This is a genomic window from Spiribacter sp. 1M189, from assembly GCF_040838345.1.
Lineage (GTDB): Bacteria > Pseudomonadota > Gammaproteobacteria > Nitrococcales > Nitrococcaceae > Spiribacter > Spiribacter insolitus.
In genome coordinates this window covers 375720-400712 of sequence record NZ_JBAKFF010000001.1, presented here as the reverse complement: position 1 = coordinate 400712, position 24993 = coordinate 375720, and the positions used below count along the sequence as shown (strand labels likewise).

Here is a 24993-nt window from a genome sequence, read left to right as displayed (position 1 = left end):
CGGTCTACTCGACCGGCTCCGGCGTATCGATGTGAAAGGCCAGCGCTTCGCCGGTCTCATCTAGATCCACCCGCACATGGCCACCGTTGGCGAGACGTCCGAACAGCAGCTCGTCAGCCAGAGGACGTTTGAGCTTATCCTGGATGAGCCGTGCCATCGGCCGTGCGCCCATCTTCGGATCATAGCCCTGTTCCGCCAGCCACGCCCTGGCTTCGTCACTCACCTCGAGGGTCACGCGCTTCTCCGCCAGCTGATGGCGTAACTCGCGGATGAACTTTTCCGCCACCCGCTGAATCACCTCGGCGGCCAGGCCGTTGAACTGGATGATGGCATCCAGCCGGTTGCGGAATTCCGGCGTGAACTGCTTGCGGATCACCTCGAGCGCATCGCTGCTCTGATCCTGCGGCGTGAAGCCGATGGTCCTCCGGCTCTGCTCCTCCGCGCCGGCGTTGGTCGTCATGACCAGGATGACGTTGCGGAAGTCGGCGTGCCGCCCGTTATTGTCAGTCAGCGAGCCATGGTCCATCACCTGCAGGAGCAGGTTGAAGACATCCGGATGGGCCTTCTCGATCTCGTCCAGCAGGACCACCGAATGGGGATGCTTGAGCACCTCCTCGGTAAGCAGTCCGCCCTGGTCGAAACCGACATAGCCCGGTGGTGCACCGATCAGTCGGGAGACCGTATGCCGTTCCATGTACTCGGACATGTCGAAGCGGATCAGGTTGATCCCCATGATCTCGGCAAGCTGCCGGGTCACCTCGGTCTTGCCGACGCCGGTCGGGCCGGCGAAAAGGAAGCTACCCACCGGCTTTTCGGTATCACGCAGGCCGGCGCGGGACATCTTGATGGTCGCCGCGAGCGTATCGATGGCCTCGTCCTGGCCATAGATCACGCGCTTGAGGTCCTTCTCCATGGTCTCGAGCAGCCGCATGTCCGAGGTGGACACACGCTTGGGAGGGATACGCGCCATCTTGGCGACGATGGTCTCCACATCGCCGACGCCCACGGTCTTTTTCTTCCGCGACGGCGGGAGTAGACGGTGGTTGGCACCGGCCTCATCGATGACATCAATGGCCTTGTCCGGTAAGTGCCGGTCGGTGATGTACTTGGCCGCCAGCTCCGCTGCCGATTCCAGTGCCGGATGGGTGTAGCGCACCCCATGATGGGATTCAAACCGGTCTTTCAGCCCTCGAAGGATCTGCACGGTTTCATCCACCGTCGGCTCGGGCACGTCGATTTTCTGGAAGCGACGGGCCAGGGCGCGATCCTTTTCGAATACGCCCCGGTATTCCTGGTAGGTCGTGGAGCCGATGCACTTCAGCTCACCGCTGGCGAGCATGGGCTTGAGCAGGTTGGAAGCATCCATGACGCCGCCAGACGCCGACCCCGCGCCAATGATGGTGTGGATCTCGTCGATGAAGAGAATCGCGTGCTCTTCCTTCTTGAGCTGTGCCAGCAGCCCCTTGAGGCGCTTCTCGAAGTCGCCGCGGTACTTCGTGCCCGCCACCAGCGCGCCCAGATCAAGGGAGTAGATGGTGGCATCGGCGAGCACTTCCGGCACATCGCCATCCTCGATGAGCTTGGCGAGCCCCTCAGCGATCGCGGTCTTGCCGACGCCCGCCTCGCCCACGTAGAGCGGGTTGTTCTTGCGCCGCCGACAGAGGATCTGGATGGTGCGCTCGACCTCGTGTTTTCGGCCGATCAGCGGATCGGTCCGACCCTGCCGGGCACGGGCATTGAGATCCGTCGCGAAGCTCTCCAGCGGCTTGGCGCTACCACCTTCCTCGGCGGTTTCACCCTCCTCCTGAGAAGGATCGGGCTCGCTGCTTCCCTCCTCGCCGGACACCTTCGAGATGCCGTGGGAGAGGAAATTCACCGCGTCCAGCCGGGAGATGTTCTGCTTGTGGAGGAAATAGACCGCCTGTGACTCCTGCTCACTGAAGATCGCGACCACCACATTGGCACCACTGACCTCCTTCTTGCCGGAGGACTGCACATGCAGGATGGCGCGCTGCAGGACGCGCTGAAAACCCAGCGTGGGCTGAGTCTCACGGTTGTCGTTGGGCGGCAGCAGGGGCGTGGTCTCGTCGAGAAACGCCTCCAGATCCTGTCGCAGGGCGTCAAGATCCGCACCGCAGGCACGCAGCACCTCGAGTGCCGCCGGGTTGTCGGTCAACGCCAGCAGCAGATGCTCCACCGTGAGGAATTCATGACGCTTGTCACGCGCCTCCTTGAAAGCGAGGTTCAACGTGAACTCGAGCTCTTTGCTTAGCATCGGCCTCTCACCTGAAATCCTGTTGGTTTGACCCGGTTCGTCCCGGATCGGTTCCGGCTCATGCCGGCTCCATCGTGCACATGAGCGGGTGATCATTCTCGCGGGCATGGTCGTTGACCTGATCGACCTTGGTCTCCGCAATGTCGCGGCTGAATACGCCGCACACCCCCTTGCCGCGGGTGTGGACGTGGAGCATGACCTGCGTCGCCTGGTCCCGGTCCATCCGGAAGAACGTCTGCAACACCTCTACCACGAATTCCATGGGCGTGTAGTCGTCATTGAGGAGGACGACGCGATAGAGCGGCGGCTGCTTGACGCTGGGCTTCGCCTCTTCGACCGACAGATCATCGTCGCGTTTCGGATCGTTCTCTTCACTCATCACCGCTCGTCCCGGGGCCGGTATCAACAAGATGGGGATTGTTGATGGATTCTAAAAGGTCGACGGGCAATCGCCAATGTTATCCTCCACGCCATGAACAGGGATTCACGCGTCATCGTTGGCCTCTCCGGCGGCGTCGACTCGGCGGTCAGCGCCTGGCTCCTGCGCGAGCAGGGCTACCGCGTCGAGGGCCTTTTCATGAAGAACTGGGAAGACGACGATACCGAGACCCAGTGCTCGGCCGAGGCCGACTACGCCGATGCCCTTCAAGTCGCCGAAGTCCTTGGCATCCCGCTGCATCGCGCTAATTTCGCTGCCGCCTACCGCAGCGAGGTATTCGACCACTGCCTGAGAGAGTTCCGGGCCGGACGGACACCCAACCCCGACATCCTCTGCAACCAGCGTATCAAGTTCCGCGCATTCGTCGACCATGCGCGACGCCTTGGCGCCGATCAAGTGGCGACCGGCCATTATGCCGGCATCGGCGGCGAGCCGGGGGTGAGAACGCTGCTGCGTGCCGCCGACGTCAACAAGGACCAGACCTACTTCCTGTATACGCTAGATCAGGAACAACTCGAAGCGGCCATTTTCCCGCTTGCCGGCCTCACCAAACCCCGCGTGCGGGCAATGGCCGACGCCGCCGGCTTTGCCAATTTCAACAAAACCGACAGCACCGGGATCTGCTTCATCGGCGAGCGTGACTTCCAGGCATTCCTGGCGCGCTACATCGATCGACAGCCGGGGCCGATCGTCACCGTCGAAGGCGACGAAGTCGGCCGCCACCAGGGGCTTGCCTTCTACACGATCGGCCAGCGGCGCGGCCTCAATCTGGGTGGTCGGGCCAACTGCCCCGGACTGCCCTGGTATGTCGCTGAGAAGGACCTGCCCGGCAATCGCCTGGTGGTCGCACAGGGCCATGATCACCCCGCATTGATGAATCACGGACTCCTCGCCGGTGACTGGCACTGGGTGGACGGCAAGGGTCCTGACCGGCCGATCCGTTGTACCGCCCGACTACGGCACCGGCAGCCGGATCAGCCGGGCCGGCTCACACCCCGTGCGGACGGGCGCCGGGAACTGATCTTCGACGCTCCGCAACGCGCCGTCGCCCCCGGTCAATCCGTGGTGATCTATGACGGCGAGCGGTGCCTCGGTGGGGGCATCATCGATGAGCGTCTGCCGGTGGAACGGAGCCTGGTCAGTGGCGCAGCCTGAACACGAGCGGGTGCTGGCCCTGGGAGCGGTATTCCAGGCGCTGAGCGAAGTCCGCAACCTTGCTGAGCACGGCGGCAATGACCGCAAGCGCACCGAAACCTGTATCAGCGGGCTTCTGGGCGACTACCAGGGCTCCATTGAGCCGCTCTACGGTGGTCCGGGGGCACTGGATCCGGGACTGCGCGATTTAATCGGTCATCTGACCCAGCCAGCGGCCATGCATCTGACCCGCTACCTGATCAGCGTCATGCAGCTCGAACGGCGCCTGCGACGCGATCGCCAGCGTCTGCAGGAACTCGCGCAAGGCCTCGACCGGGCACGCGCCCAGGCCGATTATTTCGGTGAGCTCACGCATGACAGCGTCATCCACAACGTCGCTGATCTTTACAGTGAGCACATCAGCACCCTGCGACCGCGGATCCTGGTCCAGGGTCATGCGGTCTATTTACAGGATGCCCGTAACGCGGCGCTCATTCGCAGCCTGCTCCTGGCGGCTATTCGGGCCGCCGGACTCTGGCAGCTCAATGGCGGCGGTCGGCTCCGGCTTGTCTTTGGACGGCGGCGGGTGATCGAATCGGCTCAGGCGGCACTCGCGGAGACATGACGCGGTTGATGCAGGGCAACTCGGGGCATCCCCTTGCGGCGCTGCATCATGTAGAATTCTGGCCGGTAAACCGGGTGAATAGCCCACTAAAACAGAGGTGCCTTGCGCGCACGACGATTTCGGGAGGAAGTCATGAGTAACAGTTACGGTGCCCGCGGAACGCTGGACGTGAAGGGCAAGCAGTACGGGATCTACCGACTCGATGCGCTCAAGGATCGCCATGATGTCGACCGTCTGCCCTTCTCGCTGAAAGTCCTGCTGGAGAACCTTCTCCGCAAGGAGGATGGCCGCAATGTGACCAGCGAACAGATCGAAGCGGTCTGCAACTGGGATCCCAAGGGCGGGCCGGGCGAGCAGATCTCCTTCATGCCTGCCCGCGTGGTCCTGCAGGACTTCACTGGCGTCCCGGCAGTCGTGGATCTGGCTGCGATGCGCGATGCGATGAAACAGCTCGGCGGCGACCCCAACCTGATCAATCCGCTGGAGCCGGCCGATCTGGTCATCGACCACTCGGTGATGGTCGATCACTTCGGCACCAGCAATGCCCTTGATCTCAATACCAAGATCGAGTTCAAGCGAAACGAAGAGCGCTATAAGTTCCTGCGCTGGGGCCAGAAGGCCTTCTCGAACTTCCGTGTCGTGCCGCCGGGGACGGGCATTGTCCACCAGGTCAACCTGGAATATCTCTCGAAGGCGGTATTCACCAAGGAAACCGAGGAGGGCACGCTGGCCTATCCGGATACCCTTGTCGGCACCGACTCCCACACCACCATGGTCAACGGCCTCGGCGTCCTCGGCTGGGGTGTAGGCGGCATCGAAGCGGAAGCCGCCATGCTCGGTCAGCCCATCACTATGCTGGTGCCGGAAGTGATCGGCTTCAAGCTGAACGGCGAGCTGCGCGAGGGCGCGACGGCCACCGATCTGGTGCTGACCGTCACCGAGATGCTGCGCAAGAAGGGCGTGGTCGGCAAGTTCGTCGAGTTCTTCGGCGACGGCCTGGACAACCTGCCGCTGGCGGACCGGGCCACCATCGGCAACATGGCGCCGGAGTATGGCGCAACCTGCGGCATCTTCCCGATCGACGCCGAGACCATTGAGTATCTGAGGGTTTCCGGTCGCGACGAGGAAACCATCGCGCTGGTCGAGGCCTACGCCCGCGAGCAGGGCATGTGGCGCGAAACGGGTTCCCGGCATGCCGACTACACCGATGTGGTCGAGCTCGACCTTGCCGACGTGGTGCCCAGCATCGCCGGCCCCAAACGCCCCCAGGACCGTATCGCCCTCACCGACGCCAAGCCGGCATTCCTCAACTACCTGGAAGAGGAACTCACCGCCCGCGGCACCATGCCGGATGCGGACGAGGCCCGGTTTGAGGGTGAAGGCGGCGACACGGCGCCCGGAAACCAGTTCTGGCATGAAGCCGGCGCCGTGAACGTGAAGCTCAACGGCGAGGAATTCATGCTCAACCATGGCGACGTTGTCATCGCCGCCATCACCTCGTGCACGAACACCTCCAACCCGGCGGTGCTGGTGGCCGCAGGCCTGGTCGCCAAGAAGGCCCATGAGCGTGGTCTGACCACCAAGCCGTGGGTGAAGACATCCTTCGCTCCGGGTTCGCAGGTGGTACCGGCCTACCTCGGCGATGCGGGCCTCATGGAGCCGCTCGAAGCCCTGGGCTTCAACGTCGTGGGCTTCGGCTGCACGACCTGCATCGGTAACTCGGGACCGCTGCCGGATGAAATCACCGACGCCATCCGCGAAGGAGATCTCATGGTCTCCGGCGTCCTCTCCGGCAACCGCAATTTCGAAGGCCGGATCCATCCGGATGTCCCCGCCAACTACCTGGCCTCGCCGCCGCTGGTGGTAGCCTACGCCCTGGCCGGTAGCGTCGCGAAGGATATCTCCCGGGATCCCATCGGCGAGGACCGCAATGGCGAGCCGGTCTACCTCAAGGACATCTGGCCCAGCCAGAAGGAGATCGCCGACATCATCGAGGATCACATCAACTCGAAGATGTACCGCGAGCAGTACGCCAACGTCTTCGAGGGCTCCACGACCTGGCGCGAGCTGCCGGCACCGGAGGGAGAGATCTACGAGTGGCCGGATTCCACCTATGTGCGCAACCCTCCCTACTTCGAGGGTATGGATCTGGAGCCGGGGGATATCTCGGAGATCAAGCAGGCACGTTGCCTGGTCAAAGTGGGTGATTCCATCACCACCGACCATATCTCGCCGGCCGGCGCGATCAAGGCCGACAGCCCGGCAGGCAAGTACCTGCAGTCACTCGGCATCCTGCCCCAGGACTTCAACAGCTACGGCTCACGACGCGGCAATCATGAGGTCATGATGCGCGGCACCTTCGCCAATGTGCGGCTCAAGAACGAGCTTGCACCCGGCACACAGGGCAGCTGGACCACCTACTTCCCGACGGGTGAGCAGACCTCCATCTATGACGCGGCCATGAGGTACAAGGAGGAGTCGACTCCGCTGGTGGTTCTGGCCGGCAAGGAGTACGGCACCGGCTCGAGTCGTGACTGGGCGGCCAAGGGCACCGCGCTGCTGGGCGTGCGCATGGTCATCGCCGAGAGCTACGAGCGCATCCACCGCTCCAACCTGGTGGGCTTTGGCGTGGTCCCGCTGCAGTTCGCCGAGGGCGACAGCGCCGAGAGCCTCGGGCTGACCGGTGAGGAGACGTTCAGCATCGGCAGTCTCGAGTCGGAGCCCTCCTCGGTGACCGTGCGGGCTGTCACGCCGGATGGCGAGGTCAAGAGCTTCGAGGCGCGGGTGCGGATCGACACCCCGACCGAGTGGGAGTACTTCCGCAACGGCGGCATCCTGCACTACGTCCTGCGCGGCCTCGCCCAGCGGTCACAGGCGGCCTGAGGCCATCCTCGCGGAGTAGCGCCCGCCGCTGCTCCGCAAGCCCTGAACAGAAAAAGCCCGGCCAATTGGCCGGGCTTTTTTAATGCGCGCCGAAAGGATCCGGCGATCGGGAGTCCGCGGTTATTCGCCCTGCCCTGCCTTGAGCGCCAGCCGATGGGCGTGGAGCAGCGGTTCGGTATACCCACTGGGCTGCTCGCGGCCCTTGAACACCAGATCACAGGCGGCCTGGAAGGCGATCCCGTCAAAGCCGGGCGCCATCGGTGTGTAGGTGGGATCGTCCGCGTTCTGCCGGTCCACGACGGCCGCCATGCGCTTCATGGTATCCATCACCTGATCCTCGCTCACGATGCCGTGGTAGAGCCAGTTGGCGATATGCTGGCTGGAGATCCGCAGCGTGGCACGGTCCTCCATCAGGCCGATATCGTTGATGTCCGGCACCTTCGAGCAGCCGATGCCCTGCTCGATCCAGCGCACCACGTAACCGAGGATGCCCTGGCAGTTGTTCTCCAGCTCCTCGCGGATTTCGGTCTCTGACCAGTTGGTATCCTCGGCGACCGGAATCGTCAGCAGGTCATCGATGCTTGCCCGTGACTGCCCGGCGAGCTCCGCCTGCCGCTCACGCACATCCACCTGGTGATAATGCGTCGCGTGCAGGGTGGCCGCCGTGGGTGATGGCACCCAGGCGCAGTTGGCGCCAGCCCGCGGATGCCCGATCTTCGCCTCGAGCATGTCGGCCATACGATCGGGCATGGGCCACATGCCCTTGCCGATCTGGGCATGACCCGGCAGTCCGCAGGCAAGGCCGTTGTCCACATTCCAGTCCTCGTAGGCGTTGAGCCAGCGCGACTGCTTCATGGCCGCCTTGCGAATCATCGGGCCGGCTTCCATGCTGGTGTGGATTTCATCACCGGTGCGATCCAGGAAACCGGTATTGATGAAGATAAGCCGCTCCCGCGCCTCACGAATGCAGGCCTTGAGGTTGACGGTGGTACGACGCTCCTCGTCCATCACGCCGACCTTGAGCGTATTCTCCGGCAGACCGAGGATCTGCTCGACGCGGGCGAACAATTCGACCGCCAGCGCCACCTCCTCGGGGCCATGCATCTTCGGCTTGACGATGTAGACACTGCCCGTGCGGCTGTTCCCTCCATCGCGCTCGAGATCATGCATGGCGATGAGCGAGGTGCAGATCGCATCGAGAAAGCCCTCGGGGATCTCGTTGCCGTCCGCGTCCAGGACCGCCGGCGTCGTCATCAGATGGCCCACGTTGCGCACCAGCATCAGACTGCGCCCCTGCAGGGTCAGTGGATTGCCGTCCGCCCCGGTGTAGTGGCGATCGGGATTGAGGGTGCGGACCACCTCTCGCCCCTGCTTGTAGAACCGCTCCTCGAGATCACCACGCATCAGCCCCAGCCAGTTGGCATAGACCAGGGACTTGTCCTCGCCGTCCACCGCGGCCACCGAATCCTCGCAGTCCTGAATGGCGGTCAGCGCCGACTCGAGGAGTACGTCGCGGACACCCGCCGGGTGATTCCTGCCGATGGGATCCTCGGCATCGATGCTGATCTCCGCGTGCAGTCCGTGGCGACGCAGCAGAATGCCCGTCGGCGCGGCGGCGTCACCGGAGAAGCCCATGAACTGATCGTTGTCGGCGAGACCCGTTTCTCCGCCATCAGCGAGGGTTACGCGCAGCGTGTGGGCCGGATCACCCGGCTCTACCCGGTAGGCGCTGACGTCTGCATGCGACCCGGCCGCCAGCGGAAAGCTGGCATCCAGAAAGGCGGCCGCCCAGGCCACGACATGCCGGGCACGCTCGGCGTTGAACTGCGATCCGCGCTCCAGCCCCTCGGTCTCGGGAATGGCATCCGTGCCGTAGAGCGCGTCGTAGAGACTGCCCCAGCGGGCGTTGGCGGCATTCAGTGCATAGCGTGCGTTGCTGAGCGGCACCACAAGCTGCGGGCCCGCCACCTCGGCAATCTCGGCGTCAACATTGGCTGTCGAGACCTGAAAATCCCCGACCTCGGGCTGGAGATAGCCGATCTCCTCGAGGTAGGTCCGATAACCCGGGTCGGCATGCCCGCCCGGGTTGTCACGATGCCACTGATCGATCTGCGCCTGCAGCGTCTCGCGCCGCTCGAGAAGTGCCCGGTTGCGCGGCCCCAGGTCGGCGACGATATCCGCAAGGCCCTGCCAGAAGGCCTGCTCTTCTACGCCGGTCCCGGCAATCGCCTCCCTGCCGATCAGCTCATGGAGTGGCTTTGCCACCTGCAACCCTGCAACCTGCACGCGCTCCGTCATTGCCTCATCCTCGTCACGATGTTTGTGAAATACGTTCTGTAATTCCGACCCGATAAAATAAACCAGCAAGGCCCCTTCTTAAAGGCGAGGCCGCGTCATGGCTGGTATCATCGCCAATTTATCGCGGAGCGGACGCCATGAGCGATCAACACTTCGACACCCTTGTGCTCGGTAGCGGACCAGCGGGCGAAGGCGCCGCCATGAAACTCGCCAAGGGCGGTCAGCGCGTGGCGATGATCGAGCGTCATCGTGAAGTGGGCGGCGGTTGCACGCACTGGGGCACGATCCCCTCCAAGGCGCTGCGCCACAACGTCCGGCGGCTGATGGAGTACAACAGCTCCCCGCTCTTCCGGGAGGCCGGTGAACCGAGACACCTCTCCTTCCCGACCATGTTGCGTCATGCCCGACAGGTCATCGAGCAGCAGGTCGGGCTGCGCAGTCGCTTCTACCTCAGAAACGACGTTCCCGTCCTGCAGGGTGAGGCCCGTTTTCTGGACCCCCACACCCTCGAGCTCACCGGCCCGGACGGGCGCGCCAGTCGACTCAGCGCCGGGCATTTCCTGATCGCCACCGGCTCCCGCCCCTATCGGCCGGCGGATGTCGACTTCGCTCATGACCGCATCCGCGACAGTGACCAGATCCTGGAGCTGGATCACACGCCACGCAGCGTGATCATCTACGGCGCCGGCGTCATCGGAAGCGAATACGCATCGATCTTCCGCGGACTCGGGATCAAGGTGGACCTGATCAATACCCGCGAGCGGATGCTCGCGTTCCTCGATGACGAAATCTCCGATGCCATTTCCTATCACCTGCGCGAGCATGGCGTGCTGATCCGGCATCGCGAGGAGTATGAAAGCATCCAGGCCGATGCACAGGGCGTGACGCTGGCGCTCAAGTCCGGCAAACGCCTGCGGGGCGACCTGCTGCTCTGGGCCAATGGCCGCACGGGCAACACCGATGGCATGGGCCTCGAAGCGCTCGACATCATGCCCAACAGCCGCGGGCAGATCGAGGTCAATGAGGACTTCCAGACCGCCCAGCCGCATATCTACGCGGTGGGCGATGTCATCGGCTACCCCAGCCTGGCCAGCGCCGCCTATGACCAGGGACGCTACGCCGCCACCCACATGCTCGAGGGCGATTGTGACTACCGACTGGCGCACGACGTGCCGACCGGCATCTACACGATCCCCGAGATCAGCTCCGTCGGGCGTACCGAGCGGGAACTGACCGACGAGCGGGTGCCCTATGAGGTGGGCCATGCCTTTTTCAAGGACCTGGCGCGGGCCCAGATCTCCGGGCAGACCGTCGGCATGCTCAAGATTCTGTTCCATGCCGAGACCCTCGAACTGCTCGGCATCCACTGCTTCGGCGACCAAGCCGCGGAAATCGTCCATATCGGCCAGGCCATCATGGCCCAGCCGGCACCAGGCAATACGCTGCGCTATTTCATGAACACCACCTTCAACTACCCGACCATGGCGGAGGGCTACCGGGTGGCGGCCCTGAACGGCTACAACCGGGTCAGCTGAGCGCCGGCCATGCCGCGGGAACGCATCGATCTGCCCGAAACGCTGCCCTTCCGGCATTCGCTGATCATCCGGGTCACCGACATCAATCACGGCGGGCATATGGGCAATGAGCGCGTCCTGATGTACTGCCAGGAAGCACGCGCCGCGTGGCTGGCCTCGCTTGGCCTTGGCGAGGGTGATGTCGGGGGCGTCGGCCTGGTGGTGGCGGATGCCGCCATTCGGTTCCGGGCCGAGGGCTTTGCGGGAGACTGCCTGGATATTGATATCGGCGCCGCGGCATTCCATCGACGGGGCTGCGACTTCTTCTACCGCTTGACCCGGCGGGGCGACTGCCGGGAAATCGCCCGCGCGCGGACCGGCGTCATCTGCTTCGACTACCAGCGACGCCGCCCGGCCAGTGCTCCGCCAGGCTTCCGCGAGCGACTGAGTGAGTGACTCGCGGCCGTAATGCGCTGGAAACCATCCTGGTCTACCCTCGGCATGGAGCTAGAAGGATAAACCGCAATGGAAGCCGACGATCTTAATCAGCCCGCCCTGTATCTCAACCGCCAGCTCAGCCTGCTGGAGTTCAACCGCCGGGTCCTGGCCCAGGCGGCCGATACGACCAACCCCCTGCTGGAGCGGTTGAAGTTTCTCTGCATCGCCAGTTCGAACATGGATGAGTTCTTCGAGATCCGCGTGGCGGGTCTGCGTCAGGCCCGGGAGATGGGCGTCGGCCAGAGCGGTCCGGACAATCGCACGCCGCAGCAGGTGCTACGGGAGATCAGCGAGCGGGCCCATGCCCTGGTCGAGGAGCAGTACCGCCTGCTCAACGATGAGGTCACCCCGGCGCTCGCCGCGGCCGGCATCCGCTTTCTGCGTCGCAATGAGTGGACCGCCGATCAGCAGAGCTGGATCCGCGGCTATTTCGAGACCGAACTCCTTCCCATTCTGAGCCCCCTCGGACTGGATCCAGCGCATCCGTTCCCGCAGGTGCTCAACAAAAGCCTGAACTTCATCGTCTCGCTCGAGGGCAAGGACGCCTTCGGCCGGAGCAGTGGCATGGCCGTGGTGCAGGCCCCCCGAGCCCTGCCCCGGATCATCCAGTTGCCGGCTGACCTCGATGGTAGTGCCCCCTACGACTTCGTCTTCCTGTCATCGATCATCCATGCCCATGTCACCGATCTGTTTCCGGGCATGAACGCCACCGGCTGTTACCAGTTCCGGGTCACGCGGAACTCCGATCTTTACGTCGACGAGGAAGAAGTGGACGACCTTCTGCGGGCGATGGAGGGCGAACTGCCCTCGCGACGCTACGGCGACGCGGTCCGCCTGGAGGTGGCGGCCAACTGCCCCGAACACATGGCGAGCTTCCTGCTCGACGAATTCGAGCTCGAACCAGAGGCCCTGTATCAGGTCAACGGACCGGTCAACCTCAACCGCCTGCTGGCGGTCTGTGACCTCGTCGACCGGCCGGACCTGAAGTATCCGGGCTTCACGCCGGGGCTGCCCACCGAACTGAGTCATGGCGGCGATATCTTCAAGGTCATGCGCCGACGCGATGTATTGCTGCATCACCCGTTCGAGTCCTTCGCCCCGGTGGTGGAGCTGCTACGCCAGGCGGCGCAGGATCCGGATGTGCTGGCGGTCAAGCAGACCCTCTACCGGACCGGCCCGGACTCCGCCGTGGTGGATCATCTGGTGGCAGCGGCTCAGGCCGGCAAGGAAGTGACCGTGGTGGTGGAGCTGCGCGCCCGCTTCGATGAGGCAGCCAATATCGGCCTGGCCAACCGCCTTCAGGAAGCCGGTGCCCATGTCGTCTACGGCGTCGTGGGACACAAGACCCACGCCAAGATGATGCTGGTGGTCCGCCGCGAGGGCCGTCGACTGCGCCACTACGTGCATCTTGGCACGGGCAACTACCACTCGCGCACCGCCCGGCTCTATACCGACTATGGCCTGCTCACCGCCAATAGCGCCATTGGCGAGGATGTCCATCGGGTTTTCCTGCAACTCACCAGCCTGGGCAAGGTCTCAGCGCTGAGCCATCTGCTGGAATCGCCCTTCACGCTGCACCCCGGCATGATCGAGAAGATCGGTCGCGAGCGGGCCCATGCCGAGGCGGGCCGCAGCGGACGGATCATCATCAAGGTCAACTCGCTGGTGGAACCCAAGGTCATCCGGGCACTCTATGCCGCCTCTCAGGCCGGCGTACAGATCGATCTGATCGTGCGCGGCATGTGCTGCCTGCGGCCCGGCGTAGCCGGCGTGAGCGACAATATCCGGGTTCGGTCGATCATCGGCCGCTTCCTGGAGCATACCCGGGTGTTCTACTTCGCCAATGATGGCGAACCGGAGCTTTTCTGCAGCTCCGCCGACTGGATGGAGCGCAATTTCTTCCGGCGCGTCGAAACCGCCTTCCCGTTGCTTGATAGCGAACTGCGGGATCGGGTCATTGCGGATCTGCAGACCTATCTCGCCGACAATACCCAGGCCTGGATTCTGGATGCCGACGGCGAGTATCGGCGGCTTGCACCGAGCGATGGCGACGAGGCCGTCAGCGCGCAGACAGCCCTGCTGGAGGGATACGGCGAAGGTAGCTGATCAGGATCGCTCGATCTTCAAGCGAAAGCCGGCTGCTTCGAGATAGGCCGCCTCTTCGCCCAGATCCGCTTCCACCAGCGCATTCTCGTCAAGCCAGCGCGCCGGGAAGGCGACGGTGAGCTTGCGGCCAGAGGCCCGCAGATCCACCGCTGGCAGGGGCTCGTCGCTGCGCGCCCGGTGCAGCCCCACGGCAATTCGCAGCAGCACGGCGAGCCGCATGGCCGGTTTCTCCCAGTCCTCCGGCAGATCGCGAAAGGCACTCCGGGGGAATTTACGCCGGTGCGCCCGGACCAGCGTCGCCAGCACCAGCTGCTCTTCGCGCGAGAAGCCCGCCAGGTCGCTATGGCGGACGATATACTCGCCATGCTTGTGATACTGGCTGTGGGAGATATCCAGGCCGATTTCATGCACCTGCGCCGCCCAGCCCAGCATGTCCCGGGCCGCGTTACCCCCCAGCGACCAGTCGTCGGCGACCTCGGCGCGTAAATACTCGGCCAGGGTGGCGACCCGCCGGGCCTGCTCGGAATCGGCGTGATAGCGCCGCGCCATGGCGAGGATGCTGGCACTGCGCACATCCTCGTGACGGATACGGCCGATGAGATCAAACAGGAGCCCCTCACGGAGCGCCCCGTCCGCCGCTTCCATGCGGGTCAGGCCGAGCTGGCGGAATGCGCCCATGAGGACCGCGAACCCCCCTGGCAGGACTTCCGCGCGGTCGGCGTTGACGCCATCGAGTTTCAGCCGGTCCACATGCCCCGCCTTCACCAGCGCGCGGCGCAGATGATCAAGACCGGCCGGATCGATCCCGCTCTCAGTCCAGCCATTCGTCCGCAGGCATCGTTCGATGGCGCGGATGGTGCCGGACGCCCCGATCGCTCGGTCCCAGCCCAGGCGCCGGTAACGGTCGGCGATGGGTTCAAGCTCGCGACGCGCGGCGAGCTCGGCCTTGCGAAGACGCTCTTCGGTGATCGCACCATCAGGGAAATGCCGCCGGGTGGCGCTCACGCAGCCCATATGCAGGCTTTCCATCTCGCGCGGGATGAAGTGCTCACCGATGATGAACTCGGTACTCCCCCCGCCGATATCCATGACAAGCCGGCGGGCGTCGTCGTCGGCGATGCTGTGGGCCACGCCCAGGTAGATCAGGCGTGCCTCCTCGTAACCGGAGACGATTTGGATCGGATGACCCAGCGCCGCTTCGGCCTCGCGGAGAAATCTGCGGGCATTGCGGGATTGGCGCAGGGTGTTGGTCCCCACCGCCCGCACCGAACCCGCCGGCAATTCCCTGACGCGTTGTCCAAAACGCTCCAGGCAGGCCAGCGCCCGCTCCCGTGCCGCCTCGGAGAGCCGCTTGTCAGAATCGAGGCCGGCCGCCAGGCGGACCGACTCGCGTAGCTTGTCGACCATCCTGAGCCCATTGTCCTCGGGACGGGCGATGATCATATGGAAGCTGTTCGATCCCAGATCAACGGCTGCCACTTCAGTCGCATCGCTGACGGATACGGCGCTTTCGGCTTCCTTGCTGCCCATCGGCTCCCCCCTCCTCAGGCCTCCGTTGTCTCACTCTCGGCGCGTGCCCGCTCGATCACCTGCCAGATATCCTCATCGGATTGCCGCACCGGACTGACGCCCATGGCACATCGCATGCGCTGGCGTGCCGGCAGCTGAGAGAAACGCTGCCCCTGGATGCACTCGCTGAGACGCCCACCGAGCCTGATGGCGTCTTCCTCGGGCGTATCCGGCAGAACGATCAGGAATTCCTCGCCGCCATAACGGCCGAGCCCATCGATGTCGCGGACACAACGGCGCAGGCGCCGGGCCACCTCACGCAGGATTTCGTCGCCGGTGCGATGGCCGAACTCGCGATTGATGCGCTTGAACTGCCGCAGATCCAGCAGCAGTACCGAAAGGGGCTGACCCAACCGCTCGGCGCGCCTGCTCTCCTGCTCAAGGAAGGCGATGATGGCGCTGCGGTTACTGATGCCGGTGAGCGGATCAAGCACCCGCAGGTCATGGACCTCCTCGCGCGCCCGCTGCAGATCAATCTGCCGCTCCCGCAGCAACCGACGCAGGCGGCTGATATGGCTGGCAAAAAAGCCACCGCATGGGACCAGCGTGCTGAGGGCCACCAGATGCAGCAACTCCACCTGGGCATTAAAATCTTCCGGGCGTTGCTGCCATACCGCGCCCACGGCGACGGCATAGCAGAGCAGCGCAAACCCCCCGAGGGCGGTGAACTGGCGAGCGTTGAGTCGCAGCACACCGAACATGAGCAGCACCAGGAAAAGCAGCAGCAGCCCGCCGCGGCCGCCATCGAGCAGATACATGGTCAGCCCCATGATCAGACAGACCAGAAACATCTGCACACCGGTCAGGCTGGGATCCGCGAAGCGCTCGTTACGACCGCTGCGCAAAAGGGCATAGAGCCCCACATTGACCAGCAGGATGACCAGGCTCAGCAGCTGCCATTCCGGAGACGACAACAGCCCCTGACGCACGTAAAGCCCCATGAGCGCCACGGCGAGGGCATACACGGTGGCCGCCAGCAGGAAACGACGGACGCGCAGAGACTGGCGCGGGTCTTCGGTGGGCAGTAGCAGCCCCAGCGAGGCATTCACTGATCAGACTCCATCTCCGAGAGCTGGATATCGAGTGCGGTCACGGATATCCAGATCTCCCGCACGGATAGCGCCAGCGACAGCATCATCAGTACAAGGCTGGCACCGAAAAGCCAGTGGGCCGCGACGATCATTCCGCCGAAAATCAGGAACATGCTCGCGACGCAGAATAACAGGCTGGCAGCGCCGCTGGCCTGCATATACTGGATCAGATGGACCCGACGGCGGAGATTATCGATCTGCGCCAGCAGGCTGTGGCGCTGTGTACTGGAGTACTGGGCCTGCAGATCCCGAATGAGGGAAGCGAGGGCGAGGAAGCGGTTGGTATAGGCCAGCAGGAGGAGGGAGACCGCCGGGAACAACAGCGATGGTGTCCCCAGCGTCAGATCCATACCGTCAGTGCCTCTTGGCCAGCCGTTCAGCGGCTCATCTGACCCGAACCGGCGCGTCCGCCGCCCGCCATCTGCGAGCGCAGTGTCTCAAAGCGGTCGATCATCTCCGGCACGTCGGCGTTCTGCTCGGTCATGGCGCTGACGAGATCATCCTGCAGCTCGAGCTGGGCATTCTTGATGCGCTCATCCTCCATGGCGGTGCGACGCGCCGCGAGGAGCTCCTGGCGGGTGTTCTGATACTCCTCCATGAGGCTCGCCCGCTCTTCCTCTGCCACCTCGCCGCCGCGCAGCTCGCGCGCGATATCCTGGAGGCGCATGACGTCCTCGCGCGGATCAACGCCCTCATCGCGCATACGCGACATCATCTGATCCTCCAGCACCTGCTGACGCTCCTGCAGCCCCGGATTTTCCTCCATGGCCTGCTGGCGGATGGAGCTGAGCGTCTGCTGTAGTTGCTGCAGCTCCTGCTGCTGACCGGATGACTGCCCGCCGGCATTCTGGGCCTGAACGCCACCGGCGAGGGCGGCGGCGCAGACCAGCGCCATGAAAACGCGCATTGCCTGACTGCGCAGATAAGCTTTCGACATTCCTGACTCCATCCGCTCGGGACTTGACTTGACGAAGCGGCACGGTAGCAGCCCGCCAAGGTTACGTGTCAACAATACCGGATGCGGCGGCTTGGTTATACTCGGGCGATGGACGACATCAATTGCCTGCCCCCGTTTTCGCGAACATACGATCCGGTTCGCTATGCCTACAGCTCGCGGGTCGTTTTCCTCGAGCAATGGCCGATGGAGCCGATGCCGCCGTCCGAGCCCGCGCAACGCTGGCGCCCGGGACTGGAGGACTATCTCGACGCCTATCACCGTGTGGGCAATCCGTGGCTGTGGCACGGCCGGCTGGCCATGGGGGAGGCGCGCATCATCGCCGACCTCGCGGATCCCGCGCAGCAGTGCTGGCGGGTCGATGCCGGTGGCGAATGTGCCGGCTTCTGTGAGTTGGTCTATCGCAATCCGCTGGATGCAGAGATCCTGCATTTCGGACTGACACCCGCGGCACGGGGGCACGGGCTGGGTGGACGGCTGATGCGCACCGTCCTCACCGATGCCTTGTCCAGGGGGACCCGACGTGTCTGGCTGCACACCTGCAGCGAAGACTCAGCGGAGGCAGTCGGCTTTTACCAGCACGCCGGATTCCGCATCTTCGGGACGCGCCTTGAATGGGTGGCGGATCCGCGATCTCGCGGCCTCCTCCCCGCAGCGACCGGAGACGGCATCCATCTGCCCTGGTCCGGCGAGGCAGCGGCTGCCTTTAGCGAGGCTGGAGGTGCCGATTAAGGCGTCGCTCGACCAGGCGGAAGCCGCCGAGAATGAGGAAGGCCAGCAAAACATAGAGCAGACCGGCGGCGAGAAACAGCTCCACCGGGGTATAGGTCCGCGCGATGATGGTCCGTGCCACCCCGGTCAGGTCCATCAGGGTGATGGTGCTGGCAAGGGCACTGCCCTTGAGCATGAGGATGACCTCGTTGCTGTACGCCGGCAGGGCAATGCGGAATGCACGCGGCAACCGGATGCGACGCCAGATGAGCGCCGGGCTCATGCCAACCGCCTCGGCCGCCTCGATCTCACCGCGCGGTACCGACTGGATGGCACCCCGAAGGATTTCCGCGGTGTAGGCGGAGGTGTTCAACGTAAAGGCGATGATGGCGCACCAGTACGCCTCGCGAAGATAAGGCCAGAGCAGCGAATCACGCACCGCCTCGAACTGACCCAGCCCGTAGTAGACCAGATAGATCTGCACCAGCAGCGGCGTTCCGCGAAAGAAATAGATATGTGCCAGGGGCAGCGCCCGCAACCAGGGACGTGGCGACACCCTCGCCATGGCCATGGGCACCGCCAGCAGCACCCCGAAGACCCCCGAGATGACCACCAGCTCCAGGGTGACCATGGCGCCCTCGGCCAGCGCCGGCAGGCTATCGATCATGACCTGCCAGTTCATCCGCTGAGCGTCCTCATGCCGTGCGTCGTGCGACGCTCCAGCCAATGGATGCCCAATGTCGCCACCGCGGTGAGACCCAGATAGATGAACGCGGCCGCCAGGTAAAAGGTGAACGGCTGCTTGCTGTAGCCCACGGCGATGGCCGTCTCGCGCATAAGGTCCTCAAGACCGATCACCGACACGAGGGCGGTGTCCTTGAGCAGGGCAAGGAAGATATTGCCGCTCGCCGGCAGCGCCACCCGCCAGACCTGGGGCAGGACGATGCGGCGGAAAATCCGCAGGCGTCCCATCCCCAGTGCCATGCCGGCTTCGGTATGGCCCCGGGGAATGGTCGCCAGTGCCCCCCGAAACACCTCGGTCATATAGGCGCCGTAATTGAACGCCAGCGCGATCACGCCGGCAACGAACGGCGAGAGCTCAATATAATCGGTGTAGCCGAGTGCCGAGGCGGCCTGGTTGACCACCATGGCCGCCCCGAAATAGACCAGCAGGATGACCAGCAGCTCGGGCAGCCCCCGCACCATTCCGGTGTAAGCCGTACCGAGCCAGCGCAGCGGCGCTGGCCCGGCGGTCTTGGCGCTGGCCCCGAGCAAGCCCAGGACCACGGCGCAGGCCATGCTGGCAAGTGCCAGCTGCACCGTGATCCAGGTGCCCGAGGCGAGCTGCGCGCCAAATCCCTGGAGATCCATGGGCAGCCGCCCGCCGGATCAGTAGATGTCGAAGGGGAAGTAGTTGGCGTTGATGGCCTGGTAGGTGCCGTCGGCACGGATGGCCTCGATGGCCTCGCTGAACCGCTCGGCGAGGACCTGATCATCCTTGCGCACCGCGACGGCGATCTTGTCATCATCGTAGACGGGATCACCCTTGAACTCGTAGGCCGCACCCTCGTCACTGTCCAGCCACTCATAGCTCACATAGACATCGGCAAGGACGGCATCCAGGCGGCCACTTTCCAGATCCAGGTAGGCATTCTCCTGGGTGTCGTAAAGGCGGATTTCGGCGTCCGGCACGTTTTCCTCGAGCCACTGGGCGGCAATGGTGGCCCGCTGTGCGCCCACCGTGCTGCCGGCTGCGTCAGCGGGCCCGAATTCGCTGTCCGTGGGCGCGATGAACTGCAGCTTGTTGGAGTAGTAGGGCTCACTGAAGCTGACCGCCTCCTGACGCTCGGGGGTGATGGACATGGAGGCGATGATGGCGTCGTAGCGTCCGGCGATCAGGCCCGGAATGATGCCATCCCAGCCCTGCGTGACCAGCTCGCAGTTGGCGTCCATCTCCTCGCAGAGGGCGTTGGCGATCTCGACATCGAAGCCTTGCACCTCGCCGGAGGCGTCGATGAAGTTGAACGGAGGATAGGCCCCCTCGGTGGCGATCCGGATGGTGTCCTGGGCAAAAACCGGAACGGCCAGCAGAGCGCCGACCAGCAGGGCAGAGAGTTGACGGAACATCAGTAGGTTTCTCCTTGTGGTTCTGCAAGATGCGTGGCGAGAAAGGCGCGGCAGCGTTCTGAGTGAGGGTTGCCGAATACCCGGGACGGCGGCCCCTCCTCTTCGATACGCCCGGCATGCAGGAACACCACTCGATGGGCGACATCCCGGGCGAAGCGCATTTCGTGGGTCACGATGAGCATGGTGCGGCCTTCTTCGGCGAGCTGACGGATCACGCCTAACACCTCCCCCACCAGCTCCGGATCCAGCGCTGAGGTCGGCTCATCGAGGAGGATCACGGCCGGGCGCATGGCAAGCGTACGGGCGATGGCGGCGCGCTGCTGCTGACCGCCGGAGAGGAACGCCGGATACGTCTGCTGTTTTTCGCCCAGCCCGACCTTATCGAGCAGTGTCTCTGCCTCGGCGAGCGCCTGTTTCTTTGGCATGCCGAGAACATGAACAGGCGCCTCGATGACATTCTCGAGCACCGTCATATGCGGCCAGAGGTTGAAGTTCTGGAAGACGAAACCGATGCCCGCCCGCAGGCGGGTGATCTGGTCACGGCGGGCAGGATGGAGCGTGCCGTCTCGCCCCCGTTTCAGATCAAGGGGTTCACCATCGAAGATGATCTCGCCTTCATCCGGCTCCTCGAGCAGGTTGATGCATCGCAACAGCGTGCTCTTGCCGGAGCCACTGGTACCGATCAGCGCGATGACCTCACCGCGTCTTGCGGCGAGATCGATTCCCTTGATGACCTCAAGTTCACCGAATCGCTTCTTGATCCCCCGCAACTCGATGGCCGCCTGCTCCATCCAGTGCCCCCGGTGTGTTTCAGACCGGTGACAAGACTAGCAGCCGAATACACCGCTGTCGCTCCCCGGGCCTCAGGGGACCGGCCAGTCCAGATCAATGACCATCGGATCATGATCGGATGATCGCCAGATATCCGAAGCCTCGCCCGCCAGGTAGGCCGGTTCATCGGCATTGATATGCCAGACATGCACGCCATCGAGCCGCGACAGCAGAGACGATGTGGCAAGGGCATGATCAAGATAACCAGCCAGCCCGCGATAGTTATAGGTATAGCGCTGGTCGGGTGGTACCGCCCGCGCCAGCAGATCGATGAATCCGGCCTCACGCCAGACCGTGATGGCCGCCTCCTGCGCGTAGGCATTGAAGTCGGCGAGGATCAGGGTCGGTGCGGCCACCCCGCCCTCCGATGCCTGCGTCTCAGCCAGCCAGTCCATCAATGCCCGGCTCTGATGCAGACGACGCTCGGCCCAGCAGCCTTCTCCCCGATCGAGGTCGCCGGCATCCGGGCATCCACCCCGGGACTTGAAATGCGCCGCCACGATGCGCAGCAACCCGCCGGATTCCGTACGGAATCGCCCGGTGACCGGATCACGCGGGTGCACGCTTGCCACGTGTCGGTCACTATCCGCCAGGGTCAGCCGCTGCGGCCGGTACAGCAGCACGCTGCGAATGACCGCATCGCTTCGCGCGGCAAGCGTCTGGCGATAGTGCTTCGCGGGCGGCTGACCGGCATTCAAAAGCGCGAGCAGATCATCGACGGCGGCCGGATGGTTCTGGATTTCATGCAGCGCCAGCAGATCGGCGTCCAGCCGCCGGATCACCTGCCGTAGTCTTTCGCGCTGGCGGGAGAAACCGGCCTCGGTCGATGGACCGCGACCCTCCCGGTCAGTGAAATAATTGCGCAGATTCAGCTGCAGGGCTCGCAGGCCTGTCGACGCGGGTGGCGCCGGTGGGCGTGGATTGCCTGGCGCAAATTCCGGCTCCGTCACGGGATGGATTCGCCAGCGACCGAACGCATGCGCAAGAATGCCGGTGATATCCCCGACTCGATCCCCGGCCCGCCGCACACCGGCCGAATCGGTATGCGGCACGGGCCTTGGGTCGCGACGGTAGCTTCCATCATCGAGCAGCAGATCAAGTCGACGTCCGCCATCGACGCCGTTATTAGGGTGAAACGGCCGCCCGCCGCGCGCGAGCGCAAGACTGCCATAGCGCCCGAGGTTGTAGACCTCGGCGACGTGCAGCGGGCCGCGGATCGTGACAAGCCGATCGCGCAACCCGGCATAGACGTCTGGACTCCCGGAGTCGAGCAGGGCCGGATGAACCTCCCCGGCGCCACAGAATCGCCTCGACTCGAGCATCTCCAACTGAATCTGGCCCCGGTAGCGGCCGGTATAGGCCTCGATCCGCCAGCGCTCCCCCGGGCGTGGCGCATCCTGGGCATCGATATCGGGCGCGTAGACGAAAATCCCGGCCGCCGGCTGTCTCGACTGCAGGTAGAAACCATCCAGGCTGTGATCCCCGGGGAAGCTTGCGGTAACCGTCGCCTCCACCATTACCGGCTTACCCTCCGCCACCGGCGGACCATCCAGGCCGCGGACCCGACTGATGGATGTAGTACCGGGCTCGCCGCAGGCCATCGACGCCGCCATGGCGCCTCCGCTGGCGCCCGCAACCACGACCGATGCGATGATCAGCAGGCGCCATGCGGCGGCGAGGCTACGCGGGCAGTGCCGCACGACGTTAGACCGCGCGGTGCACATCGCGGATGTTCCGCAGCCCCGCCATGCGCTGCATGATCCGGCTCAACTGATCAACATCACCAACCTCGACGGTAATCACCATGCGCGCCATCTGATCATTCGGATCAGTGCGGGTGTTCACCGCCGTTACGTTGATGCCTTCGTTATTCAGCAGCGAGGAGATATCCCGGATCAGGCCGCGCCGGTCATAGGCCTCGACGATGATATCCACCGGGTAGAGGCGCGCGGTACGGGCGCTCCAGCTCACATCGATAATCCGCTCGGCTGCCGTTTCCTGCAGGCGCTGGATATTGGGGCAATCGGCGCGGTGGATGGTGACCCCCTCGCCACGGGTGATGAAACCCAGGATGGCATCGCCAGGCGTTGGCTGACAGCACTGCGCGATGCGCGTCATCAGGTTGCCGACACCGTAAATGCTGACGTCGTCCTGTGGCCGGGTCGACTTCGATGCATTGCCGCGCCGACCGCGCAGTAGTGCCTCGTCACCACTCGGCTCGGCCGGGAGCAGACGGTCCCGCAGCAAACCCGCGATCTGCCCGCCGGTGATATCCCCGCGGCCGATCGCCGCCAGGAACTCCGGCAGGCGCGGAAATCGTGAGCGTCCGGCGAGCTCCTCGAGGTTGACATCCTCCAGCCCCAGGCGGTGGAGCTCGCGATCGAGCAACTCGCGGCCGAGCTCGACGGTCTTGTCCTGGTTCTGTTGACGGAACCAGGCCCGGACCTTGGCCCGGGCACGGGGCGAGGAGAGGTAGCCGAGTGCCGGGTTGAGCCAGTCACGGCTGGGCCGGGCATTACGGGAGGTGAGGATCTCGACCTGATCGCCGTTCTGCAGCGGCCGCGTCAGCGTCACCATGCGCCCGTTGACCCGCGCCCCACGGCAGTGATTCCCGATTTCGCTATGAACCGTGTAGGCAAAGTCGAGCGGCGTCGTTCCGCGCGGCAGATCCACCACATCCCCTTTCGGCGTGATGACGTAGACCCGGTCCTCGAACACCTCGGCACGAAAGCGGTCGATGAGATCGTCATCGGCCTCGCTGTCCGGCGGCGACTCGAGCAGCTTGCGCAACCAGGCCACGCGGGCGTCAAAATCCGGATCTTCGCCGCGCCCTTCCTTGTAGCGCCAGTGGGCGGCAATACCGAGCTCCGCCTGCTCATGCATCTCGCGGGTGCGTATCTGGATCTCCACCGGGCGCCCGCCATCACCCACCACGGCAGTATGCAATGATCGGTAGTCATTCTCCTTGGGGCTGGCGATGTAGTCATCGAACTCCCGCGGGATCGGCTGCCAGAGGCTGTGGACGACACCCAGGGCCGCATAGCAGGCCGGAACGCTGTCCACCAGAAGACGCAGGGCACGCAGATCGAACAGCTCGTCGAATCCCAGCCCCTTGCGCTGCATCTTCCGCCAGATGCTGTAGATATGCTTGGGTCGACCGCTGACCTCGGCATTGAGCCCCGCCTCGCGGAGATGTTCCTCGATACGCGATTTCATGGTCTGTATGAAACGCTCGCGATCGACCCGCTTCTCGGCCAGCAGGCGGGCGATACGCCTGTAGCTGTCGGGATCGAGATAGCGGAAGGACAGGTCCTCCAGCTCCCACTTGATCTGCCAGATACCCAGGCGATTGGCCAGTGGGGCATAGAGATCCAGCGTCTCCCGCGCGATTCGCTGCTGATCGGCCTCGGGCAGTGCACGCAGCATCCGCATGTCGTGCAGCCGCTCGGCCAGCACCAGGAAGACCACGCGGATGTCCCGTGCCATCGCCAGCAGCATCTTGCGCAGCGCTTCGGCTCGCCGGCCCTCGCTGTCCGGCGTCCCGGCGGCATGCAGGCGACTGACCTGCCCCATGCGCAGGCAGCCATCAACCAGGCTGGCCACGGTCTGACCGGCCTGTTCGGCGATCGCCGTGATATCCGGCCCATCGCAGGCGGGCAGATCGTGCAGAAGACCGGCGATCAGCGAATCGGCATCGAGCTCCAGCCCGGCAAGGATATCGGCGACGCTCACCGCATGATCGAAACGCCGATCGCCCAGGGCACGGGTGTGGTCGCCATAGTGCGCCCGGGCATAACGCCAGGCTTCGGCCAGACGCTCGCGCTCGCCTTCGGCAGGCCGCACCGGCATGGCATCAAGCCACTGCTCGACGGACTGATCACCGGGACGCCGAACGGTCGAGCTGTCATTCACTTTCACCATGACGTCAATTCTACCG

Annotated in this window: 20 protein-coding genes; 7 read left to right on the top strand and 13 right to left on the bottom strand. The window is 64.4% G+C overall.

The annotated features are described in order from the left end of the window. Positions 1-4: 4 nt before the first annotated feature. Together clpA and clpS are read right to left on the bottom strand one after the other, a co-directional pair. Positions 5-2275, bottom strand: a complete 2271-nt coding sequence (gene clpA / locus V6X30_RS02030) for an ATP-dependent Clp protease ATP-binding subunit ClpA (RefSeq protein WP_367982977.1) — start codon at positions 2273-2275, stop codon at positions 5-7. Between the two features lie 58 nt (positions 2276-2333). Beyond that, on the bottom strand, positions 2334-2654 hold the full coding sequence (gene clpS, locus V6X30_RS02025; protein ID WP_367982976.1) for an ATP-dependent Clp protease adapter ClpS: 321 nt from the start codon (positions 2652-2654) through the stop codon (positions 2334-2336). A gap of 93 nt (positions 2655-2747) precedes the next feature. Here clpS and mnmA point away from each other — a divergent pair, with 93 nt between their 5' ends. The 3 genes from mnmA (at position 2748) to acnA (ending at position 7356) form a co-directional block, all read left to right on the top strand. Beyond that, on the top strand, positions 2748-3869 hold the full coding sequence (gene mnmA, locus V6X30_RS02020) for a tRNA 2-thiouridine(34) synthase MnmA (protein ID WP_367982975.1): 1122 nt from the start codon (positions 2748-2750) through the stop codon (positions 3867-3869). Continuing rightward, complete coding sequence (hflD, locus tag V6X30_RS02015) at positions 3856-4473, top strand: high frequency lysogenization protein HflD (RefSeq protein WP_367982974.1); 618 nt, start codon at positions 3856-3858, stop codon at positions 4471-4473. The genes mnmA and hflD overlap by 14 nt, the downstream gene beginning before the upstream one ends. A 132-nt stretch (positions 4474-4605) precedes the next feature. Next, positions 4606-7356 carry an aconitate hydratase AcnA gene (acnA, locus tag V6X30_RS02010; protein ID WP_367982973.1) on the top strand — a complete coding sequence of 917 codons (2751 nt, stop codon included), beginning with the start codon at positions 4606-4608 and terminating at the stop codon, positions 7354-7356. A 120-nt stretch (positions 7357-7476) separates the two neighbouring features. Here acnA and V6X30_RS02005 read toward each other — a convergent pair whose 3' ends face one another. After that, complete coding sequence (locus V6X30_RS02005) at positions 7477-9654, bottom strand: malate synthase G (RefSeq protein WP_367982972.1); 2178 nt, start codon at positions 9652-9654, stop codon at positions 7477-7479. A 137-nt stretch (positions 9655-9791) separates the two neighbouring features. Here V6X30_RS02005 and sthA point away from each other — a divergent pair, with 137 nt between their 5' ends. From sthA to ppk1, 3 genes are all read left to right on the top strand, one after another. Beyond that, positions 9792-11189 carry a Si-specific NAD(P)(+) transhydrogenase gene (gene sthA, locus V6X30_RS02000; protein WP_367982971.1) on the top strand — a complete coding sequence of 466 codons (1398 nt, stop codon included), beginning with the start codon at positions 9792-9794 and terminating at the stop codon, positions 11187-11189. 9 nt (positions 11190-11198) lie between these two features. After that, positions 11199-11624, top strand: coding sequence for an acyl-CoA thioesterase (locus V6X30_RS01995; protein ID WP_367982970.1), 426 nt, complete (start codon positions 11199-11201; stop codon positions 11622-11624). Between the two features lie 69 nt (positions 11625-11693). Beyond that, on the top strand, positions 11694-13772 hold the full coding sequence (gene ppk1 / locus V6X30_RS01990; protein WP_367982969.1) for a polyphosphate kinase 1: 2079 nt from the start codon (positions 11694-11696) through the stop codon (positions 13770-13772). Here the strand turns inward: ppk1 and ppx are convergent, their stop codons facing one another. Genes ppx through V6X30_RS01970 form a run of 4 tightly spaced genes read right to left on the bottom strand, consistent with a single transcriptional unit; the run spans position 13773 to position 17369 of the window. Next, positions 13773-15302, bottom strand: coding sequence for an exopolyphosphatase (ppx, locus tag V6X30_RS01985; protein WP_367982968.1), 1530 nt, complete (start codon positions 15300-15302; stop codon positions 13773-13775). A gap of 14 nt (positions 15303-15316) precedes the next feature. After that, positions 15317-16390 carry a GGDEF domain-containing protein gene (locus V6X30_RS01980; protein ID WP_367982967.1) on the bottom strand — a complete coding sequence of 358 codons (1074 nt, stop codon included), beginning with the start codon at positions 16388-16390 and terminating at the stop codon, positions 15317-15319. After that, positions 16387-16782 carry a DUF2721 domain-containing protein gene (locus V6X30_RS01975; RefSeq protein ID WP_367982966.1) on the bottom strand — a complete coding sequence of 132 codons (396 nt, stop codon included), beginning with the start codon at positions 16780-16782 and terminating at the stop codon, positions 16387-16389. The genes V6X30_RS01980 and V6X30_RS01975 overlap by 4 nt, the downstream gene beginning before the upstream one ends. A 26-nt stretch (positions 16783-16808) precedes the next feature. Beyond that, positions 16809-17369: a hypothetical protein gene (locus V6X30_RS01970; RefSeq protein ID WP_367982965.1), complete on the bottom strand. Its 561-nt coding sequence runs from the start codon at positions 17367-17369 to the stop codon at positions 16809-16811. A gap of 108 nt (positions 17370-17477) precedes the next feature. On the opposite strand from V6X30_RS01970, the gene V6X30_RS01965 reads away from it, so the two are divergent. Next, positions 17478-18119, top strand: coding sequence for a GNAT family N-acetyltransferase (locus tag V6X30_RS01965; RefSeq protein WP_367982964.1), 642 nt, complete (start codon positions 17478-17480; stop codon positions 18117-18119). Here the strand turns inward: V6X30_RS01965 and V6X30_RS01960 are convergent. The 6 genes from V6X30_RS01960 to relA form a co-directional block, all read right to left on the bottom strand. Further along, positions 18094-18780, bottom strand: coding sequence for an ABC transporter permease (locus tag V6X30_RS01960; protein WP_367982963.1), 687 nt, complete (start codon positions 18778-18780; stop codon positions 18094-18096). The genes V6X30_RS01965 and V6X30_RS01960 overlap by 26 nt on opposite strands. Beyond that, positions 18777-19469, bottom strand: a complete 693-nt coding sequence (locus V6X30_RS01955) for an ABC transporter permease (RefSeq protein ID WP_367982962.1) — start codon at positions 19467-19469, stop codon at positions 18777-18779. Before V6X30_RS01955 ends, V6X30_RS01960 begins: the two co-directional genes overlap by 4 nt. A gap of 18 nt (positions 19470-19487) precedes the next feature. Beyond that, positions 19488-20225, bottom strand: coding sequence for an ABC transporter substrate-binding protein (locus tag V6X30_RS01950; protein ID WP_367982961.1), 738 nt, complete (start codon positions 20223-20225; stop codon positions 19488-19490). Next, positions 20225-21016: an ABC transporter ATP-binding protein gene (locus tag V6X30_RS01945; protein ID WP_367982960.1), complete on the bottom strand. Its 792-nt coding sequence runs from the start codon at positions 21014-21016 to the stop codon at positions 20225-20227. The genes V6X30_RS01950 and V6X30_RS01945 overlap by 1 nt, the downstream gene beginning before the upstream one ends. A 72-nt stretch (positions 21017-21088) precedes the next feature. Continuing rightward, complete coding sequence (locus tag V6X30_RS01940) at positions 21089-22780, bottom strand: ExeM/NucH family extracellular endonuclease (protein ID WP_367982959.1); 1692 nt, start codon at positions 22778-22780, stop codon at positions 21089-21091. Further along, positions 22761-24977 carry a GTP diphosphokinase gene (gene relA, locus V6X30_RS01935; RefSeq protein WP_367982958.1) on the bottom strand — a complete coding sequence of 739 codons (2217 nt, stop codon included), beginning with the start codon at positions 24975-24977 and terminating at the stop codon, positions 22761-22763. The genes V6X30_RS01940 and relA overlap by 20 nt, the downstream gene beginning before the upstream one ends. Between the last annotated feature and the right edge of the window lie 16 nt (positions 24978-24993).

What these genes read in the sequence shown, in the direction of transcription:
- V6X30_RS01995 (WP_367982970.1), top strand. Translation starts at nt 11,199, where the DNA reads ATGCCGCGGGAACGCATCGATCTGCCCGAAACGCTGCCCTTCCGGCAT.
- acnA (WP_367982973.1), top strand. Translation starts at nt 4,606, where the DNA reads ATGAGTAACAGTTACGGTGCCCGCGGAACGCTGGACGTGAAGGGCAAG.
- V6X30_RS01970 (WP_367982965.1), bottom strand. Translation starts at nt 17,369, where the DNA reads ATGTCGAAAGCTTATCTGCGCAGTCAGGCAATGCGCGTTTTCATGGCG.
- V6X30_RS02005 (WP_367982972.1), bottom strand. Translation starts at nt 9,654, where the DNA reads ATGACGGAGCGCGTGCAGGTTGCAGGGTTGCAGGTGGCAAAGCCACTC.
- V6X30_RS01945 (WP_367982960.1), bottom strand. Translation starts at nt 21,016, where the DNA reads ATGGAGCAGGCGGCCATCGAGTTGCGGGGGATCAAGAAGCGATTCGGT.
- ppx (WP_367982968.1), bottom strand. Translation starts at nt 15,302, where the DNA reads ATGGGCAGCAAGGAAGCCGAAAGCGCCGTATCCGTCAGCGATGCGACT.
- V6X30_RS01940 (WP_367982959.1), bottom strand. Translation starts at nt 22,780, where the DNA reads ATGTGCACCGCGCGGTCTAACGTCGTGCGGCACTGCCCGCGTAGCCTC.
- V6X30_RS01965 (WP_367982964.1), top strand. Translation starts at nt 17,478, where the DNA reads ATGGACGACATCAATTGCCTGCCCCCGTTTTCGCGAACATACGATCCG.
- clpA (WP_367982977.1), bottom strand. Translation starts at nt 2,275, where the DNA reads ATGCTAAGCAAAGAGCTCGAGTTCACGTTGAACCTCGCTTTCAAGGAG.
- V6X30_RS01960 (WP_367982963.1), bottom strand. Translation starts at nt 18,780, where the DNA reads ATGAACTGGCAGGTCATGATCGATAGCCTGCCGGCGCTGGCCGAGGGC.
- V6X30_RS01950 (WP_367982961.1), bottom strand. Translation starts at nt 20,225, where the DNA reads ATGTTCCGTCAACTCTCTGCCCTGCTGGTCGGCGCTCTGCTGGCCGTT.
- clpS (WP_367982976.1), bottom strand. Translation starts at nt 2,654, where the DNA reads ATGAGTGAAGAGAACGATCCGAAACGCGACGATGATCTGTCGGTCGAA.
- ppk1 (WP_367982969.1), top strand. Translation starts at nt 11,694, where the DNA reads ATGGAAGCCGACGATCTTAATCAGCCCGCCCTGTATCTCAACCGCCAG.
- V6X30_RS01955 (WP_367982962.1), bottom strand. Translation starts at nt 19,469, where the DNA reads ATGGATCTCCAGGGATTTGGCGCGCAGCTCGCCTCGGGCACCTGGATC.
- V6X30_RS01975 (WP_367982966.1), bottom strand. Translation starts at nt 16,782, where the DNA reads ATGGATCTGACGCTGGGGACACCATCGCTGTTGTTCCCGGCGGTCTCC.
- sthA (WP_367982971.1), top strand. Translation starts at nt 9,792, where the DNA reads ATGAGCGATCAACACTTCGACACCCTTGTGCTCGGTAGCGGACCAGCG.
- mnmA (WP_367982975.1), top strand. Translation starts at nt 2,748, where the DNA reads ATGAACAGGGATTCACGCGTCATCGTTGGCCTCTCCGGCGGCGTCGAC.
- relA (WP_367982958.1), bottom strand. Translation starts at nt 24,977, where the DNA reads ATGGTGAAAGTGAATGACAGCTCGACCGTTCGGCGTCCCGGTGATCAG.